Annotated in this window: 12 protein-coding genes; all 12 read right to left on the bottom strand. The window is 49.0% G+C overall.

Annotated features, from left to right (window positions below):
- Positions 1-4: 4 nt before the first annotated feature.
- The 12 genes from LZD49_RS20495 to LZD49_RS20440 all read right to left on the bottom strand — a co-directional run bounded on the left by LZD49_RS20495 (position 5) and on the right by LZD49_RS20440 (position 14,982).
- The gene (locus LZD49_RS20495) at positions 5-784 is read right to left on the bottom strand and encodes an NIPSNAP family protein (RefSeq protein ID WP_234669456.1); all 780 of its coding nucleotides are present in this window, start codon (positions 782-784) and stop codon (positions 5-7) included.
- 223 nt (positions 785-1,007) lie between these two features.
- Entirely contained in the window at positions 1,008-1,418 is a 411-nt protein-coding gene (locus LZD49_RS20490; protein WP_234669454.1) for a nuclear transport factor 2 family protein, read from the bottom strand.
- A gap of 65 nt (positions 1,419-1,483) precedes the next feature.
- Complete coding sequence (locus tag LZD49_RS20485; RefSeq protein ID WP_234669452.1) at positions 1,484-2,836, bottom strand: epoxide hydrolase family protein; 1,353 nt, start codon at positions 2,834-2,836, stop codon at positions 1,484-1,486.
- 201 nt (positions 2,837-3,037) lie between these two features.
- Positions 3,038-4,648 (bottom strand): sulfatase-like hydrolase/transferase, encoded by a 1,611-nt coding sequence (locus LZD49_RS20480; RefSeq protein ID WP_234669450.1) that lies wholly within the window; start codon positions 4,646-4,648, stop codon positions 3,038-3,040.
- Positions 4,649-4,684: 36 nt separating this feature from the next.
- Entirely contained in the window at positions 4,685-5,155 is a 471-nt protein-coding gene (locus LZD49_RS20475) for a hypothetical protein (RefSeq protein WP_234669449.1), read from the bottom strand.
- A gap of 456 nt (positions 5,156-5,611) precedes the next feature.
- On the bottom strand, positions 5,612-6,721 hold the full coding sequence (locus tag LZD49_RS20470) for a methylenetetrahydrofolate reductase (protein WP_234669448.1): 1,110 nt from the start codon (positions 6,719-6,721) through the stop codon (positions 5,612-5,614).
- Positions 6,681-7,100 (bottom strand): 6-carboxytetrahydropterin synthase, encoded by a 420-nt coding sequence (locus LZD49_RS20465; protein ID WP_234669446.1) that lies wholly within the window; start codon positions 7,098-7,100, stop codon positions 6,681-6,683. Before LZD49_RS20465 ends, LZD49_RS20470 begins: the two co-directional genes overlap by 41 nt.
- Before the next feature lie 49 nt (positions 7,101-7,149).
- The gene (gene metE / locus LZD49_RS20460) at positions 7,150-9,456 is read right to left on the bottom strand and encodes a 5-methyltetrahydropteroyltriglutamate--homocysteine S-methyltransferase (protein WP_234669444.1); all 2,307 of its coding nucleotides are present in this window, start codon (positions 9,454-9,456) and stop codon (positions 7,150-7,152) included.
- A 332-nt stretch (positions 9,457-9,788) separates the two neighbouring features.
- Positions 9,789-11,486 (bottom strand): ribonucleoside-diphosphate reductase subunit alpha, encoded by a 1,698-nt coding sequence (locus LZD49_RS20455; protein ID WP_234669443.1) that lies wholly within the window; start codon positions 11,484-11,486, stop codon positions 9,789-9,791.
- A 39-nt stretch (positions 11,487-11,525) separates the two neighbouring features.
- Positions 11,526-12,500 carry a ribonucleotide-diphosphate reductase subunit beta gene (locus LZD49_RS20450; protein WP_234669441.1) on the bottom strand — a complete coding sequence of 325 codons (975 nt, stop codon included), beginning with the start codon at positions 12,498-12,500 and terminating at the stop codon, positions 11,526-11,528.
- A gap of 821 nt (positions 12,501-13,321) precedes the next feature.
- Entirely contained in the window at positions 13,322-14,476 is a 1,155-nt protein-coding gene (locus tag LZD49_RS20445) for a S9 family peptidase (protein WP_234669440.1), read from the bottom strand.
- 89 nt (positions 14,477-14,565) lie between these two features.
- Entirely contained in the window at positions 14,566-14,982 is a 417-nt protein-coding gene (locus LZD49_RS20440; protein WP_234669438.1) for a response regulator, read from the bottom strand.
- Positions 14,983-15,192: the final 210 nt, after the last annotated feature.

Genomic DNA, 15,192 nt, shown 5'->3' with positions numbered 1-15,192 from the left:
GCCCTTATACCTGCGAATACTCCGTCGCAACCAAAAACGCATTGCTGATCTTGGAAATCGTATCCGCATACTGCGCATCCCCGACCAACTTTTCCCATTCCGGATCAGCCACAAACGCGCCCCACCCTTTATCGCGTTCCTCCATATTGTCGCATGCAATCAGGTAGGTAAGGCGAGGCAGCTTATCCCCGGCGATTACCTCTCCGAAAAACACAGGATCCAATTTCGCTCTTTTGAAAATGGGATACTCCCCGTCATTGAACATCTTGATCTTTCTTTTGACGGCATCCTCACTGTAACCTTCGTAAGTCCGTAATTCAAATATCTTGGATTTTCCCGGGGCGACCAATGAAGGCCAACCATCGAAAGCAACCATTAATGAGGAGGTGAAGCGGCTGTACAAGGCTTTGCCCGCAGGTACGCTATTGTAGGCGGCGCTGTTTTTAATGTAATCCGCGTCGGTTTTTAGTTTGAGGTTGATAGAAAAGTAGCTTTCAATGGAAGAATATGGTGTCAGCAAATAGATTTTTGCCGGGTCCGACGGGTGCCATTCCTTGAAAACGCCCACGGTTTTTACACCATGCTTGTTCAGTGCAGGAATCAGGGCTGTTTTGAAATAATTTTCCAGTTGCGTCTGATCAGCGCCGAAGCGCATTTCGTATTCGCGCCATTCGTATACTTCCTTTTGTGCCAGATGATTGCTGCCTGCTAATGCGGTGTTGGCTGTGGATGCGGCCGCCGCGGTAACTGCCAGCGAGGACTGGATAAATTTTCTGCGTTGCATATTGGAAATGGTTTTATTGGTTGATTACTCGTCTAATAACTGGGTTTGAAAAGCGCATCGGCAGCATGGCTTAAAACAATAAATCGAATGTGCTTTTTGCATTGAGCACGGCCGGGCCGATAAGGTTTAGCATGGCGAATGTCAGGAATTTCATCTGCGACAACCTGATGGAGGTCGTCCCCCAGGTCATCCGAAAATTCCTGACATTTCTTTCACGTATCACTCAACGGTCAGTACCAGCCGGGCTCGCCGCATTCTCTACCACGTCGCTGATCATCTTGTTCACCAAGAGCCATTTACCTTCTATTTTATGAAAAGATAGGTATTCATGATAAAGGAAATCATACATTTTTACCCTTACCTCAGCCACGGCAATGGAATTGGTAACCCTTATGTTGAGCACTTCTCCTTTGAATGGTTTGCCCGAATCTTTTGGGCTCTGGCGATGCGCTACACCATCCAGGTATTCCGGCAGCGTTTTCGCATAAGGTTGTCCCTTTACATCGCCCCAAAGCAGGGTTCCAGGATGATAAATACTACGAAGCTGTTCCACATCGCCGGTATAAATCCCATTGAAATAGTCGTTTTCCAATGTTTGTGAAATGATCAATGAATCTTCATTTGACGTTTTCATTGTCTTCGGATTTTGAGCCTTGCCATTGTAATGCAACAACAGCAAGGCGATGAATATTAAATTTCTCATTTGATGGATAATCCTTGTTTTCCGCGAAGTGATTGAAACGCTGCGCGTAATTCATCAGTAAAAGCCTCTGGCTGTTCCCAGGCCGCAAAATGCCCGCCTTTATTCAGCTTATTAAAATAGATCAGTTTGGGATAAGCCCGTTCCGCCCAAGTGCGGGGCACCGCATAAATCTCGTCGGGAAAAGCACTCACGGCCACGGGGATCTTCAAACCTCTTGGATCGAAAAAGCCGCCCGTAGCTCCCTGCGAAGCCTCCCAATATAACCGGGCCGAAGTAATGCCAGTGCGGGTAAGCCAGTACAAGGTAATGTTGTCCAGGATATCATCCCGCGTAAGACCCTCCTCTTTTCCGGCAAATACCCGCGTAATGAGTTTATAGCTCCGGTCGTCATGATCCAGCATCCAAGCGGCGAGGCCTACTGGCGAATCATCAATGGCGTACAGGGTTTGCGGCCGGAGGCTCATTTCACTGGCATAGCCCAATCCTTTCTTGTAAAAGAAATCCAGTTGCGCATAGGCATTTCGTTCATCTGCCGAAAGCCCGACGGGCAAGGTACCGGTAGCCAATGCTTTCGAAATTTCGGCAGGGACAGCGGCTGCCATATTGGTGTGGATACCGAGCAATCCGGGAGGGGCGATCAGCGCCATATTTTCGGAGATCGCATTACCCCAGTCGCCACCCTGTGCCACGTACTCCTTGTAACCCAGCCGGTTCATTAGCGTTATCCACGCTTTTGCCACCCGCACAGGGTTCCATCCCAAATCGGAGGGCTTGCCAGAAAAACCGTGGCCAGGTATTGAGGGAATCACCACATCAAAAGCATCTTCCGCTTTGCCGCCATATTGCACGGGATCCGTCAGCGGACCGATGATTTTAAGCTGTTCAATGACAGAGCCCGGCCAACCGTGGGTAATGATTACCGGTAATGCATTCCTGTTCTTTGAACGAACATGGATAAAGTGAATATCCACGCCGTCAATGTTGGTGACGAACTGGGGAAGGGCATTCAGCCTGGTTTCAATTTTGCGCCAGTCATATTTTGTGGCCCAGTAGTCGGCAAGGGCCTTCATGGTGGCGCTTTGCACGCCCTGCGTTTCGTCTTTTACTAATTCCTTGTCAGGCCACCTGGTCGCGGCTATGCGATGTTTGAGGTCAGCGAGCTCCGCATTGGGAATATGCACCTGATATGGACGGATGGCTGTATCCGCAACCGTGGTGGTCTGGGCGGTTACCGGGGCAGCTATCGCTAATGCGCCAGCCAGCAAACCCGTGGTAATCAAGAATTCGGCTGCCACCCGAAGGCTAAGCGCCCGGAGGGCGCCCGCCATTAAAATTATTTGCTTTTTCATTTTGTTTCGTATCTAAATTCTGACACAAAGGAATAGCATGACAAAGGCGGCATTACGTGACCTATGTCACAAATCGAAGGCCTTTCCTAATTCTCCCAATTAGCGGCTGCCAGGTAGGTCATGCCCGTACAGCCACCTCCTGCGAAAGGATCTCTGTCGGGCCGGGTGTGCTCAAAACCATATGCTAATTAACTGTATCGTCTATAAAGAAAAGCGGTCGGTCTTTCCTTCGAATACATTCTTGTAATAACCATTACCGGGCCACAACGGCTTGATAAGGCCGCTTTCCCAGTCTGAGAGATCCTTTTTTAATTCGCCTACCTTGGCTGCATTCGCCGCTGCGAGGTTATGTAGTTCTGCCTTGTCATTTTTGAGATTAAACAGTGCCGTTATCTTGTCTGTTTGGTTGATAACCAACTTCCAGTCACCTTTGCGAATCGCCTTGTTGCCGCCGGAACGCCAGCACAATGCAGAGTGGGGAGCTGGACCTCCGTCGGTATTCAAATAAGAAACCAGATCTACGCCATCATAGCGTCTGTCTTTGGGTAGTTCCGAGGCAGACACCGCAGCGGCGGTCGCGAAAATGTCCAGCGAACTTACCGGCGTTTCGACCACGCTTGCGGGCTTCACCTTGCCCTTCCATTTCAAAACGAACGGCACATTTACGCCGCCTTCATAAAGAGACATTTTGCCTCCGCGCAGGGGCGCGTTGTCGGTCGCGTGCGTGTAAGTTGCGCCGCCATTATCGCTTAGAAAGAAGATCAGGGTGTTTTCTTCCAGGTTCAGTGCCTTTACCTTGTCGTTAATTTCCCCGATTGCTTTGTCCAATCCGGTAATTAATGAATAATAAACTGCCTTGTTAAGGTCGTTTACGCCCTTGGACCGGTAGTGATCAACATCCTTTTGATAAGCCTGAAATGGCGTATGCGGCGCGTTGAAAGGAACATACAGGAAAAATGGCTTGTCTTTATTTTGTTCAATATACTGCACCGCTTCTTTTGCCAGGGCATCGGTATAAAATTCTTTCACCTCGATGATCTTGTCGTTACGGCGCTTGGCGGCCGCGCCGGTGGTACCGGTCTCCCATATATGTGAGTCCATCACGCCCGGATGGTGGACGTTAATCGTTTTTGTACTGTCATCGAAATACGAATAGGCCTCATAAAACCCATAATGGTAGTCGAATCCCCGACGCAACGGCAAAAACTGCTCGCTGAATCCCTGATGCCATTTACCGACGATACCTGTTTGATAACCGTTCTTTTTTAATAGATCGGCGATCGTGATTTCCTGCACCGGCAACCCTTGCTGCGCAATGGCCTTTTCGCTGGGCACCTCGTCGTAGTCGATAAATTCAAGCTCCTGAAGGTCGATGAGATTGTTGGCCGCCCATTTGATGAAACGGTTACTACGATACCGGTTTACCGGTTGCAGCTCGTAACCAAACCGCTGCTGATACCGGCCGGTAAGAAGTCCCGCGCGTGAAGGCGAACAGATCGGCGCGGTCACGTAGGCTTCATTGAACAGCGCACCTTCCTGCGATAGCGCGGTAATGTTGGGCGCGTCCACGATTTGGTTACCATAAATCGGGAGGTCTGTCTTACCCAGGTCGTCGGCTACCAAAACGATAATGTTGGGCCTGCGCAGACTGGTGTCTTTTATCGGCTCTTTCAGAAATATCTCTTTCGCTTTGATCGCCTCTTCATCCTGTGGGATCTCGAACCGGTCGCTGCCCAGCGGCCAGAATGCCCAAAATGCCAGGGCGGTCAGGATCAATGCGATTGCAAGAAGCGGTTTGCGGAATTTTTTCATGATTTGACTACTTAAAGGAGGGATATAACCGGAACATTACTCGGCAAAACTCGACCGCAATTTCACCGCCCAGCGGCCATCTTCCCGGGTGAGCACGTACAAGCTTTCGTATGAGCCCACTGCACTGCCATCCTTGCGGTAACGTGTAAATTTGGTATCCACGTGCACCTTATCGGCCGAAGCCTGGATGATGTTCCGGTGGTCCCATTTGCTGTAATCCCAACCCGCCTTAATGAGCGGGCCGAATACCTTGGCGGAGTCGCGCAGCCCGGCCTTTTCCAGCACCGACATTTTGCCGCTGGCCAACCGGTAATGCGGAAAATGATAGGTCCCCTCCCAACCTTTCAGGTCTTTGGCATTAAAGGTTGAAAGGTAGGCATCCAGCACGGCATTAATTTGTGCGGTTTCCTCCTTGGGCAGCTTGTGAGATCCATCGCGCTGCGCCCAGGCTGTCAGAGTATTAATGAGGAAAAAAGTAATAACAAGGTAGAGGTTTTTGCGCTTCATTGATGGATAGGATAAGTTTTTGAAATCATGCCGGACCTGGCTGATTTCAAAGAAAGTTAAAAATTATATTAATCCATAGACTTAGTATATTAATATTTTCATGTTATTTCTGACCACTCATTGCTTTGCTCAATCGCAGAAACGAAGAACTTTTTTGTTGTTCACGGCGGTTGGGATTATGCCAAGAAGAAGCTGGACGAGGTCTTGGGTTTTCCAACGGTACGGCATTAGGCCAGTCGTTTCAAAATCCAAAGGCACTTGCGGGACCTTGTTTTTAGTTAAGATGTATTGTTTTCGCTTTGGGGTGAGAACTGGTCGAATGGCAATCTGATCAGGCCGTGAGCATACCGGACATACAGCAACTGCACCCGACTGCCAGCCCGGAGACATACTCGAATACAGTGATGGGGTGCAGTGATGCTGCACACTACCGTTGCCAGTTACAGACCCGGATAACTAGCCGAGCTCAGGATCGACCTGCTCGATCAAGTTTTCTGACGGCTTTCTCAATCCATTCTCTTTCAAAATTTCCCCAATTGCACGCGCCATATCGATCGAAGCTTCGATCTCCGCTTTGCGAATGGCGACACTTTCAATGTTGAAGCCGAAAGGAATATTGCGTTCCAAGCAAAATGCGGTAAGCTGTGAGACGATTTCAAGACAAATGCCTACCGATTTTTCCAGCATATCCTCTGCCGCTTTCAACTCCTGCTTTAACTGGTCTGGTATATGGATGCCCAACCAGGTCATAAAATCCAGCGTCTTTTCGGAGCCGCACGCGGTGATTGTAAATATGATAGTCGGTGGCGCAATTTGTTTGCTTTGGCAGCTGGCATAAAGGTCTTCAACTACCTGCTTCGCGTAATCCAGGTTAAACACACACTGTGAGATGAAGTAGGACACCCCGCAGTTCATCTTGTCGAGAATCCTGACATCCTCGTCCTTCAAGACTTCGTGCCGCTCGGGAATGGTTACCGCGCCGATAACCGACGTATCACGATGCTTTTCCCAGATCTGGTATGCTTCCGGCAGACTGGTTTTGACCGGAAAATCCGGGGCAGGCACGCCTACAAAAACAGGGTAGAATTGTCGCCCATGCAGTTCTTCCAGCCACGCGGTGAGCTCTGTGGGAGAAAATTTGCCGGCAGGACGGTAAATGATTTTTGGAATATTCAGCTGACCCAAATGCTCCGACGCAAAGGCAAGAGGATCGAGGGCGTTGATAAACGGAAACGGCCTCTCCTCTGTGGTCCTGGCCGATTCATCCTGCACGTCATACACCACGAGCGCGTCGATATCGAGGGAAGACAAGCGATCGACGGTTCGCTGTGCAATTTCCGCAACGCGTTCGGGGGCGGTACCGGCCTTGGGAGGTGTGATGCCGTAAAGCATCACGCCAGATTCTGCTGATTTAATCTTTTGTAGAAACATGATGGTATTTGAATTACGGCTTAAAGCTGTCTCTTCTTTCTTTTTACTATTAATGGTGTGGAATATACCCTTCTCAATGCGTGACCGGCCATGGCTACTGTCCGAAGTATTCCGCGGAATTATTTTCTGTTTCATGCAGCCTCACCGAATGCAGGAACACGCCGTCATAACTTTCCACCGGCGTTTTCAACTGATAGAATATCTGCGCGCACAGCATTTCGGTGGTGGCCATTTTACCTTTCATAAAATCAACGTCCAGGTTGAGGTTTCTGTGATCAACCTTTTCGATCACATACTCGTGGATAATCACTTTTAGCTCCTTTAAATCGATCAGGTAACCTTTCTGGTCATCGATTTCACCTTTGACTGTCACAAAAAGCGTGAAGTTGTGTCCATGCCAATTCTGGTTGGCGCACTTGCCGAACACTTCTTCATTTTTTTCGGCGCTCCATTCCTCCCGGTACATCCTGTGCGCGGCGTTAAATGTTTCCCTGCGCGTAACATAAATGAACATGGTTACTTTGTTGGTGAGAAGGCAGGCATTACCGCCCGCCTTCTCTTTGTTAAATAATGCTGGCAGTTTCGATTTGCTCGCGGGCTTGTCTGGCGGCAGCTACCATGTTTTCAAGGGCAGCTTTCGTCTCTGGCCATTTACGTGTTTTCAAACCGCAATCGGGGTTCACCCATAGGTTTTGCGCAGGCAACAGGCCTGCCGCCTTGGCCAGTAGGGAGGTCATCTCGTCGGTGGTTGGTACGCGTGGGGAGTGAATGTCATACACACCGGGACCGATTTCGTTCGGATATTCGAAATGGGCGAATGCCTGCAACAGTTCCATTTGCGAACGCGAAGTTTCGATCGTGATCACATCGGCGTCCATCGCCGCGATATGCTCGATAATATCATTGAACTCGCTGTAACACATGTGCGTATGGATTTGCGTACGGTCTTCAACCCCGCTTGCTGTGATCCTGAATGCGCGGACAGCCCAATCCAGGTAATACGGGCGTTTGGACTTCCTGAGCGGCAACCCTTCCCGGATCGCAGCCTCGTCAATCTGGATAATTCCGATCCCCGCCTTTTCCAATGCCAGCACTTCGTCGTGAATTGCCAATGCGATCTGGTTGGTAGTGACCTCACGCGGCTGATCGTCGCGCACGAACGACCATTGCAGGATCGTCACCGGGCCGGTGAGCATGCCTTTCATTGGCTTGTCGGTCTGGGCCGCGGCAAATGTGCTCCAACGAACGGTCATATCCTCAGGCCGGCTCACATCGCCGTAGATAACCGGCGGCTTCACGCAGCGGCTGCCATAGCTCTGCACCCAGCCGTTTTTCGTAAACAGGAAACCTTCCAGTTGCTCGCCGAAATATTCCACCATATCGTTCCGCTCAAATTCACCGTGGACCAGGACGTCGATCCCGATTTCTTCCTGCCAGCGGATGGCATCGATGGTCGCCTGCTCGATCGATTGCTCATACTGCTCAACAGTAAGGTCGCCTTTCTTGAATTTGGCGCGCAGCTGACGGATGTCGTCCGTTTGCGGGAACGAACCGATCGTAGTGGTCGGGAAGGAAGGCAAATTGAAACGCTCGCGCTGAATTTGCTGACGTACCGGAAATGCACTCATGCGTGTAGCACCCGCTTCGCTAATGGCTGCCACGCGATCTTTCACCACCTGCTTGTGTACCTTCTCAGAGGATCTTCTGCTTGCGATAGCCTTTTTGTTGGCTTCCAGCAAGGTGTTGTTTCCTTCGGCAATTTGTCTCAGGTCGCTCACCTCAGCGAGTTTTTGCCTGGCAAATGCCATCCAGTTTTTAATTTCCGGGTCGAGCTCAGTTTCCAGGTCCAGGTCGATCGGGCTATGCAGCAGTGAGCAGGACGGCGCGATAATCAAACGGTCCGCACCCAATTTTTTAACCGCCCGATTGATAAGACCCAATGATTTTTCATAGTCGTTCTTCCACACATTACGCCCGTCGACTACGCCCACGGACAGCATAAGCTGATCCGGAACCAATGCGAGCACTTCATCAAGCTGCTCCGGCGCGCGGACCAGATCCACGTGCAATGCGTGGACCGGAAGGCCTACCGCCAGCCGGGTATTATCCAGCAATGCTTCGAAGTAGGTGGCCACCAGTAGTTTCACACCACTTACCTGCTCCGCAATGCTGCGGTAAGCAAATTCAAACGCCTCTTTCTCCTTTTTAGAAAGATCGAGCGCCAGCGTTGGTTCATCCAGCTGTACCCACTCAGCGCCGAGCTTGCCCAGGCGGTCGATGATCTCAACGTAAACAGGAACCAGGTTCTTGATCAGATCGATGCGCTCGAAGCCTTCTTCTTTTTCTTTACCCAAAAGCAGATAGCTCACCGGGCCAATAAGCACTGGCTTGGCTTTTTGCCCAACCACCTGTATGGCCTTTGTGTATTCATTAAAAATGTTTTCGTTAGAAATCCGGAATTGCTGATCGGCTTTAAATTCCGGTACGATATAGTGGTAATTGGTATCGAGCCACTTCGTCATTTCCATCGCCGTGATATCGAGTCCGTTTTTCTGATAGCCGCGGGCCATAGCAAAATAAAGATCGACTTCCCTATTGTCGCCTGACTGAGAAAGCACCGCCTGGTAACGCTGTGGAATGGCGCCCAACAACAGGCTTGTATCCAGCGTCTGATCGTAAAGACTGAAATCGTTACATGGAATGAGATCGATGCCGGCATCCAGTTGTGTTTGCCAGTTTTCTACTTTGATCTTCTCCGCAATATGGCTTAGCGCTGCGAAACCTATCTTGCCTGCCCAGTATTGTTCACAGGCTTTTTTGAGTTGTCTTTGTCCACCTATCCGTGGGTAGCCCAAATTTTGTGTTAGCATTTCCTCGATTGTTTAAATAGTTAAAGTGGTTTGCTGGCTTGGCAATGATTGAATGAGTGAATGAGTGAATTGTTAAGGTTTGTGTTTGAATTTTGCAAAGGATTAAACATCTACGCAAAGCTATAAACGCAAGATTTAATTTCTAAAAATTGTAATTATTTTAGATAAAAAATACAATTTACTCAACATGACTAGATTATTTATCTTTTTGGAATGTACAATATCAGCCATAATAGATGAAAATTCTACGACCGAATTAGGGTAAGCCACTTAAAACAAAAGAGGGCCGTCTTGCGACGGCCCTCTTCATTATTCGATAATTTAAACGACTACTACGATTCGCACGACTGGCAGGTTACCAGGCTGGTCACCAGCTCTTTGGACACACTTTGGCTGCGCTGGTAATACAACGTTTTTACACCCAGCTTCCAGGCTTCGATCAAAAGCTTGTTAACCTCCTTCACAGGCAGATTGGAAGGGATGTTCAAATTTAGGCTCTGCGCCTGATCCACATACTTTTGGCGGATCGAAGCCTGCTGGATGATCTCCAACTGACTGATCTCCTTGAAGGTCTTGAAAACATCTTTTTCCTCGCGGGTAAGTTCGTCCAAATGCTGCACGCTGCCGTGGTTGAGCATGATGGTCCGCCAGGTTTCCTCATTATCAATGCCCTTTTCGGCCAGCAAGGCTTTCAGGTATTTGTTTTTGCGCATGAAGTTGCCCTTCGCGAGGCCAGCCTTATAATAGTTGCTTGCAAATGGCTCGATTCCCGGCGATGTCTGACCCAGAATGGCCGAAGAAGAAGTGGTAGGCGCAATGGCCAGCAAGGTCGTGTTCCGGCGGCCATAGCCTTTCAAAAGCTCAGGCTCTCCGTAAATCAGCGCCAGTTCCTGTGTTGCCTTTTCCGCCTTTTGCTGAATACCCTTGAATATCTGCGTAGTCAGTTGCTTGGCCTGCATGCCTTCGAATGGGATCATATTCTTTTGCAGATAGGAGTGCCATCCCAAAACGCCAAGGCCCAAGGCACGGTGACGTCTTGCAAAACGGTTGGCAGCGGCCAGGAAGTGGTTGCCTTCTGTTTTCTGGATAAACTCTTGCAGCACCGCATCCAGGAAAAAGATCGCCAGCCGCACCGCGTCCGTGTCCTTCCATTCATCGTAAAGCTCCAAATTCATCGAAGACAGACAGCAGATGAAAGATTCGTCTTCGCTGGAAGGCAGCATGATCTCCGAACACAGATTGCTCGCATTAATACGCAGATTATGGTCTTTATACACCTGCGGCTTGTTGCTGTTCACATTGTCGGAGAAGAAAATGTAAGGCAAGCCTTTCTGCTGGCGGGATTGCAAGACCTTCGCCCAGATTTCCCGTTTCTCCATATCCCCGTCGATCATCTCCTGCATCCAGTAATCGGGCACGCAAACACCAGAGAAGAGGTTCTGGATCGGGTGGCCAATATCTTTGATCTGCAAAAACTCCTCGATGTCGTCGTGATCAATGTCCATATAGGCTGCAAACGCACCTCGGCGGACGCCGCCCTGCGAAATGGTGTCCATTGCCGTATCAAACAACCGCATAAAGCTCACCGCCCCGCTGCTTTTTCCATTGTCGGTCACCGCACTCCCGCGGGCACGCAGGTCACCAAAATAGGCAGAGGTACCCCCTCCAATCTTGGTTTGCATGATCACCTCTCCAAGCTTATGGGTAATGCCTTCGATATTGTCCGGCACGTGCACATTAAAACAGGAGATCGGTAAACCGCGCTCGGTGCCCATATTTGCCCAAATGGGCGAGCTGAGGCTCATCCAGCCCCTTTCTATCATTTCCTGGAACGCCTCTTTCAACTCCGGGCGGTACAATCGCCTGGCGGCTGCGGCGCAAATGCGTTCGATCGCGCCTTCAACGGTTTCTCCTTTCAGCAGGTAACCGCGGTTGAGTACCTGTTCGCTTTCGGTGTTTTTCCACCAAAGCTTTTCCATTTCGTATCGGCTGCTCACCCCTTCGAGCAAACCTGGCTCTGCTACTTCCATTTAATTTCTTTGATTGATGTCTTGTTGAATATCGATGTGCTAAAACAGATCGTAGGCAGAAATGCTTTTGTCGTGTTTGGTGTAGTCTACCGGCCGTTTCGCGAAGAAATCGTCGAGACTGTTGGCGAAAACTTCTTCCTCGAACCATTGCAGCAAGTGCACGTCGGCGATGGCGAGGTTGAACTGGCGGTCGATGCCGATCTTTTGCAAGCTGTCGTCGGCACGGTACTTCATGAAGTCGACCAGGTCATTCTTTTTAATCGTGTCGATTTCCTCTTCCGCGAAAATCCAGTCGATAATGCGCGACTCGACTTCGATCGACGCGCGCACCAGCCGGGTGATCTCGCCCACCATCTGCTCGTCGAACATTTCCGGAAATTCTTCCTTGATCTTGTTGACCAGGTAAATGCCGGCATTGGCATGTATCTGTTCGTCAATGGAAGTCCAGGCGATAATGTTGCTCACATTCTTCATCAGGCCCTTGAAGCGTGTGAAGGATAAAATAATAGCAAACTGGCTGAAAAGGCTCACATTTTCGATCAGGATAGAAAACAGGATCAGTGAAAAAGCATAGTCCTTTTTGTCGGTCGATTTAGCATTTCCTAATGCCTCGGTGAGGTAGTCGATGCGCTCGCGGATCACCGGCACCTTCACCAGCGCTTCGAACTCGTGGGTATACCCGAGCACGTCAAGCAGGCGGGAATAGGCCTCCGAATGACGGAACTCGCATTCGGCAAAGGTGGTACCCAGGCCATTGAACTCAGGCTTGGGCAAATGCTGGAACAAATTTCCCCAGAAAGATTTTACCGCCACCTCGATCTGCGCGATCGCCAGCAGGCTGTTCTTCACTGCACTGCGGTCTGCCAGCGACAAATGAGAATGAAAGTCCTGCACGTCCGCGGTAAAATCAACTTCGGAATGCACCCAGTAGGCTTTATTAATCGCTTCTGTAAATTGTAATATTTCGGGATATTCGAAAGGCTTGTATTGTAACCGTTTGTCGAAGATGCTCATATATTGGGCCAGTTTTTTTGTTTTTAATCGTCGAAGCCACTCACTAACAGCTCCCTTATAGCGAAGTAATTGCTATCAGCACTAGTCGTCAAATCACAATTTTCATTGAAAATTGACCGCAGAAGAGTGGGGATTCAGTGGCGAATTCGGTCAACAATGTTACAAAATTGAAAATATAATCGAAAATTTTTGTTAACTTTTTTAATTTTAAAAAAGATTAACACACTGTTTATAAATGTTTTAACATAAAATATTTGTAAACTTTTCCTCAGAAATAGAAAAACAGAAGGTTTCAATATTTACTATTGAAATTATTGACAGTAACAGCACCATACCTGTCACATGGCTGAATACATATTACTCTAAACGTCAATGGGATACCATTGCGACTAAGTAGCGCATTAGCGTGCGCGGGAGCACGTGAGGAAGAGTAAGTCGCAACGAGCGTCGGCGATAATTGTACAAATTGACTATTAAGTTGAGGAATGCGGTTCGATATCAGTTGAGCAGACAATCAACGCCAACCCACACCTATACCCACACCGGCATGTGAAGCCAGAACATGAGGCAACAATGGCGGTGTATAGCATATTTTTAGCGCATAAATCCATTTACTGGTCACCATATTGAAGCGAAAACCGGCCAGGCCGCATGCCCGCACACGCGTGTAGTATGGCTGCGCGGCGGCATATTGAGCACAGAAGAAGAGGATCAAAAAATATCTCGGGAACACGTGTTGCGGCTTTGCCTCTTAACGGTTGAAGAAGATATGTAACTATGTTATCGGTTACATTTTTGATCTGTGCAATTAGTTGCATGCTTTATTTGTAAGATGACGGTTGTGGACCTGTAATTTGACCTATCCAATCCGACATTACCTTCAAAGCCATGGGCGAAAATGTCTGTGTACTCCGCCGATATTCCTCTGGACCACCGGTCTTACATTCCTGAAACAAATGGTTCAGGCCAGGTAATTCAACCAGCTTAACGTTTTTGTTCCCGTTTTTCCGGGTGGCATTGGCTATTCCTCTGAGGTGTTCTTTTGGAGGCACCTGATAGTCTTTTTCACCATTCAATGCCAGTATGGGACATGCCACTTTTTCGAGGGCAGGTATCGGATCATACTTTACCAGTGACTGTGTCCAGATTGACGACAGGTTATTAATGGTTGCAGTGCGCGACTGTTCAAGCGATGCGCTATCCGTAGTGAATGCAGATACACTGTCCAGATTTGCCCTGATGTAACGCGTCAATTCCTGGCGCAAAGCGACCCGATCGGTGGATTGCTTTACGATTGCCAATGCACCCGCAAAAACTTCCTGTGCTTGTCGGATTCGTGCTTCGGGATATTTACGGACGCGATGTAAAGCGGCGATCTGTAACAATATGGCAGAATCAACCGGCATTCCAGGTCCCGCAAGCATGATGATAAATGCAATGTCCTTCGACCGCGCGGCGACCATTGGGGCAATCATTCCTCCTTCACTATGGCCCGCCAGCCCGATCTGACCGGGGTTAATCTCCTTCCTCGTTTTTAGATAGTCAACCGCACTTTCGGCGTCGGTGGCAAAATCGGCGGTGGTGGCCGCCAGATGGTCGCCTTGCGATTGATTGATACCCCGGTCATCAAATCTCAGCACGGCAATGCCGTTTCTGGTCAAATAGTCGGCTATAACGAGGAAAGGTTTGTGTCCCAGAAACGCTTCGTTCCGGTCGCTGGCGCCACCTCCGCTGAGCAAGACTACCGCTGGAAAGATGCCCTCGCGCGTCGGCAATGTCAGTGTGCCCGCAAGCTTGATCCCGGCTCCCGGATTTTCAAACCTTACTTCTTCCTGATAATATGGAAAAGGCGGCTTCGGCTCCTGTGGCCGAAGATTGACGGTTTCCTTGCTAAGAATGGATCGGTCCAGAAAGAAAAGGAATGCAGCCGACGCAAGCACGATCGCTGCCAATTCAAACGAAGAAATTTTTTTCATGACCAGAACCGGACTATATTACTGCAAAGCAGTTACTTAGTCCGGTTTACTATTAAAATTGCGACTTCTTACCCCGTCTTCCCGGTTCATTACCCCTCACCTACCAATTCTTGAATGTCCTCAATCAACGTCTGTAAAGAATTGGTTTTTTCAATAAATCGATCAACACCTATTTTCGAAAGTTTGTCGCGCCAATGGTCGGGAATAGCAGTAGAATAGATAACAATCTGAGGGCTGTCGAACCTTTGGAGCCTTTGAAGGTGCTGCAGACACTGGTCACCTTCAATTCGAGGCAGCCTTAAGTCGATCAGAACATAACCGGGCGACACGACTGAGCTTTTGCTAAAATGTGCAATAGCTGATTCACAATCTGAGAAAAACAACGAATGCAGTGGCCGGTCAAGCTCGCCAATAGCCATTTTGAGTATTTCCTGATCATCGGTGTCATCATCAATCATTACCAACAAGCCCTTATTTCCCATATATCTAATTGCGGTCAGTTCCAAGTTTCGGCGATAAGCGCTAAAATCATGCCCAAAAAATCAGGGAAGTGTCTGTGATTTCAAATATCAATTTTTCAACCTTTTTGATCTTGAAATTTCACAGCCCGCCATTCACCCTCTTTAATTCCGAAAACCCGGTTATGGCGAGCGTTTAGCAAACGGTTTCGAAATCCGCGACGACTGAAACTAGGTGTGGTAGTTTTGAATCAGTAT

The organism is Dyadobacter sp. CY261, from assembly GCF_021440085.1.
In the GTDB taxonomy this organism is placed as follows: domain Bacteria; phylum Bacteroidota; class Bacteroidia; order Cytophagales; family Spirosomataceae; genus Dyadobacter.
The sequence above is the reverse complement of the archived record's forward strand: the minus strand, read 5'-3'. Positions and strand labels throughout refer to the sequence as shown.

What these genes read in the sequence shown, in the direction of transcription:
- LZD49_RS20465 (WP_234669446.1), bottom strand. Translation starts at nt 7,100, where the DNA reads ATGTTCATTTATGTTACGCGCAGGGAAACATTTAACGCCGCGCACAGG.
- LZD49_RS20490 (WP_234669454.1), bottom strand. Translation starts at nt 1,418, where the DNA reads ATGAAAACGTCAAATGAAGATTCATTGATCATTTCACAAACATTGGAA.
- LZD49_RS20480 (WP_234669450.1), bottom strand. Translation starts at nt 4,648, where the DNA reads ATGAAAAAATTCCGCAAACCGCTTCTTGCAATCGCATTGATCCTGACC.
- LZD49_RS20495 (WP_234669456.1), bottom strand. Translation starts at nt 784, where the DNA reads ATGCAACGCAGAAAATTTATCCAGTCCTCGCTGGCAGTTACCGCGGCG.
- LZD49_RS20450 (WP_234669441.1), bottom strand. Translation starts at nt 12,500, where the DNA reads ATGAGCATCTTCGACAAACGGTTACAATACAAGCCTTTCGAATATCCC.
- LZD49_RS20455 (WP_234669443.1), bottom strand. Translation starts at nt 11,486, where the DNA reads ATGGAAGTAGCAGAGCCAGGTTTGCTCGAAGGGGTGAGCAGCCGATAC.
- LZD49_RS20475 (WP_234669449.1), bottom strand. Translation starts at nt 5,155, where the DNA reads ATGAAGCGCAAAAACCTCTACCTTGTTATTACTTTTTTCCTCATTAAT.
- LZD49_RS20485 (WP_234669452.1), bottom strand. Translation starts at nt 2,836, where the DNA reads ATGAAAAAGCAAATAATTTTAATGGCGGGCGCCCTCCGGGCGCTTAGC.
- LZD49_RS20470 (WP_234669448.1), bottom strand. Translation starts at nt 6,721, where the DNA reads ATGAAACAGAAAATAATTCCGCGGAATACTTCGGACAGTAGCCATGGC.
- metE (WP_234669444.1), bottom strand. Translation starts at nt 9,456, where the DNA reads ATGCTAACACAAAATTTGGGCTACCCACGGATAGGTGGACAAAGACAA.
- LZD49_RS20445 (WP_234669440.1), bottom strand. Translation starts at nt 14,476, where the DNA reads ATGAAAAAAATTTCTTCGTTTGAATTGGCAGCGATCGTGCTTGCGTCG.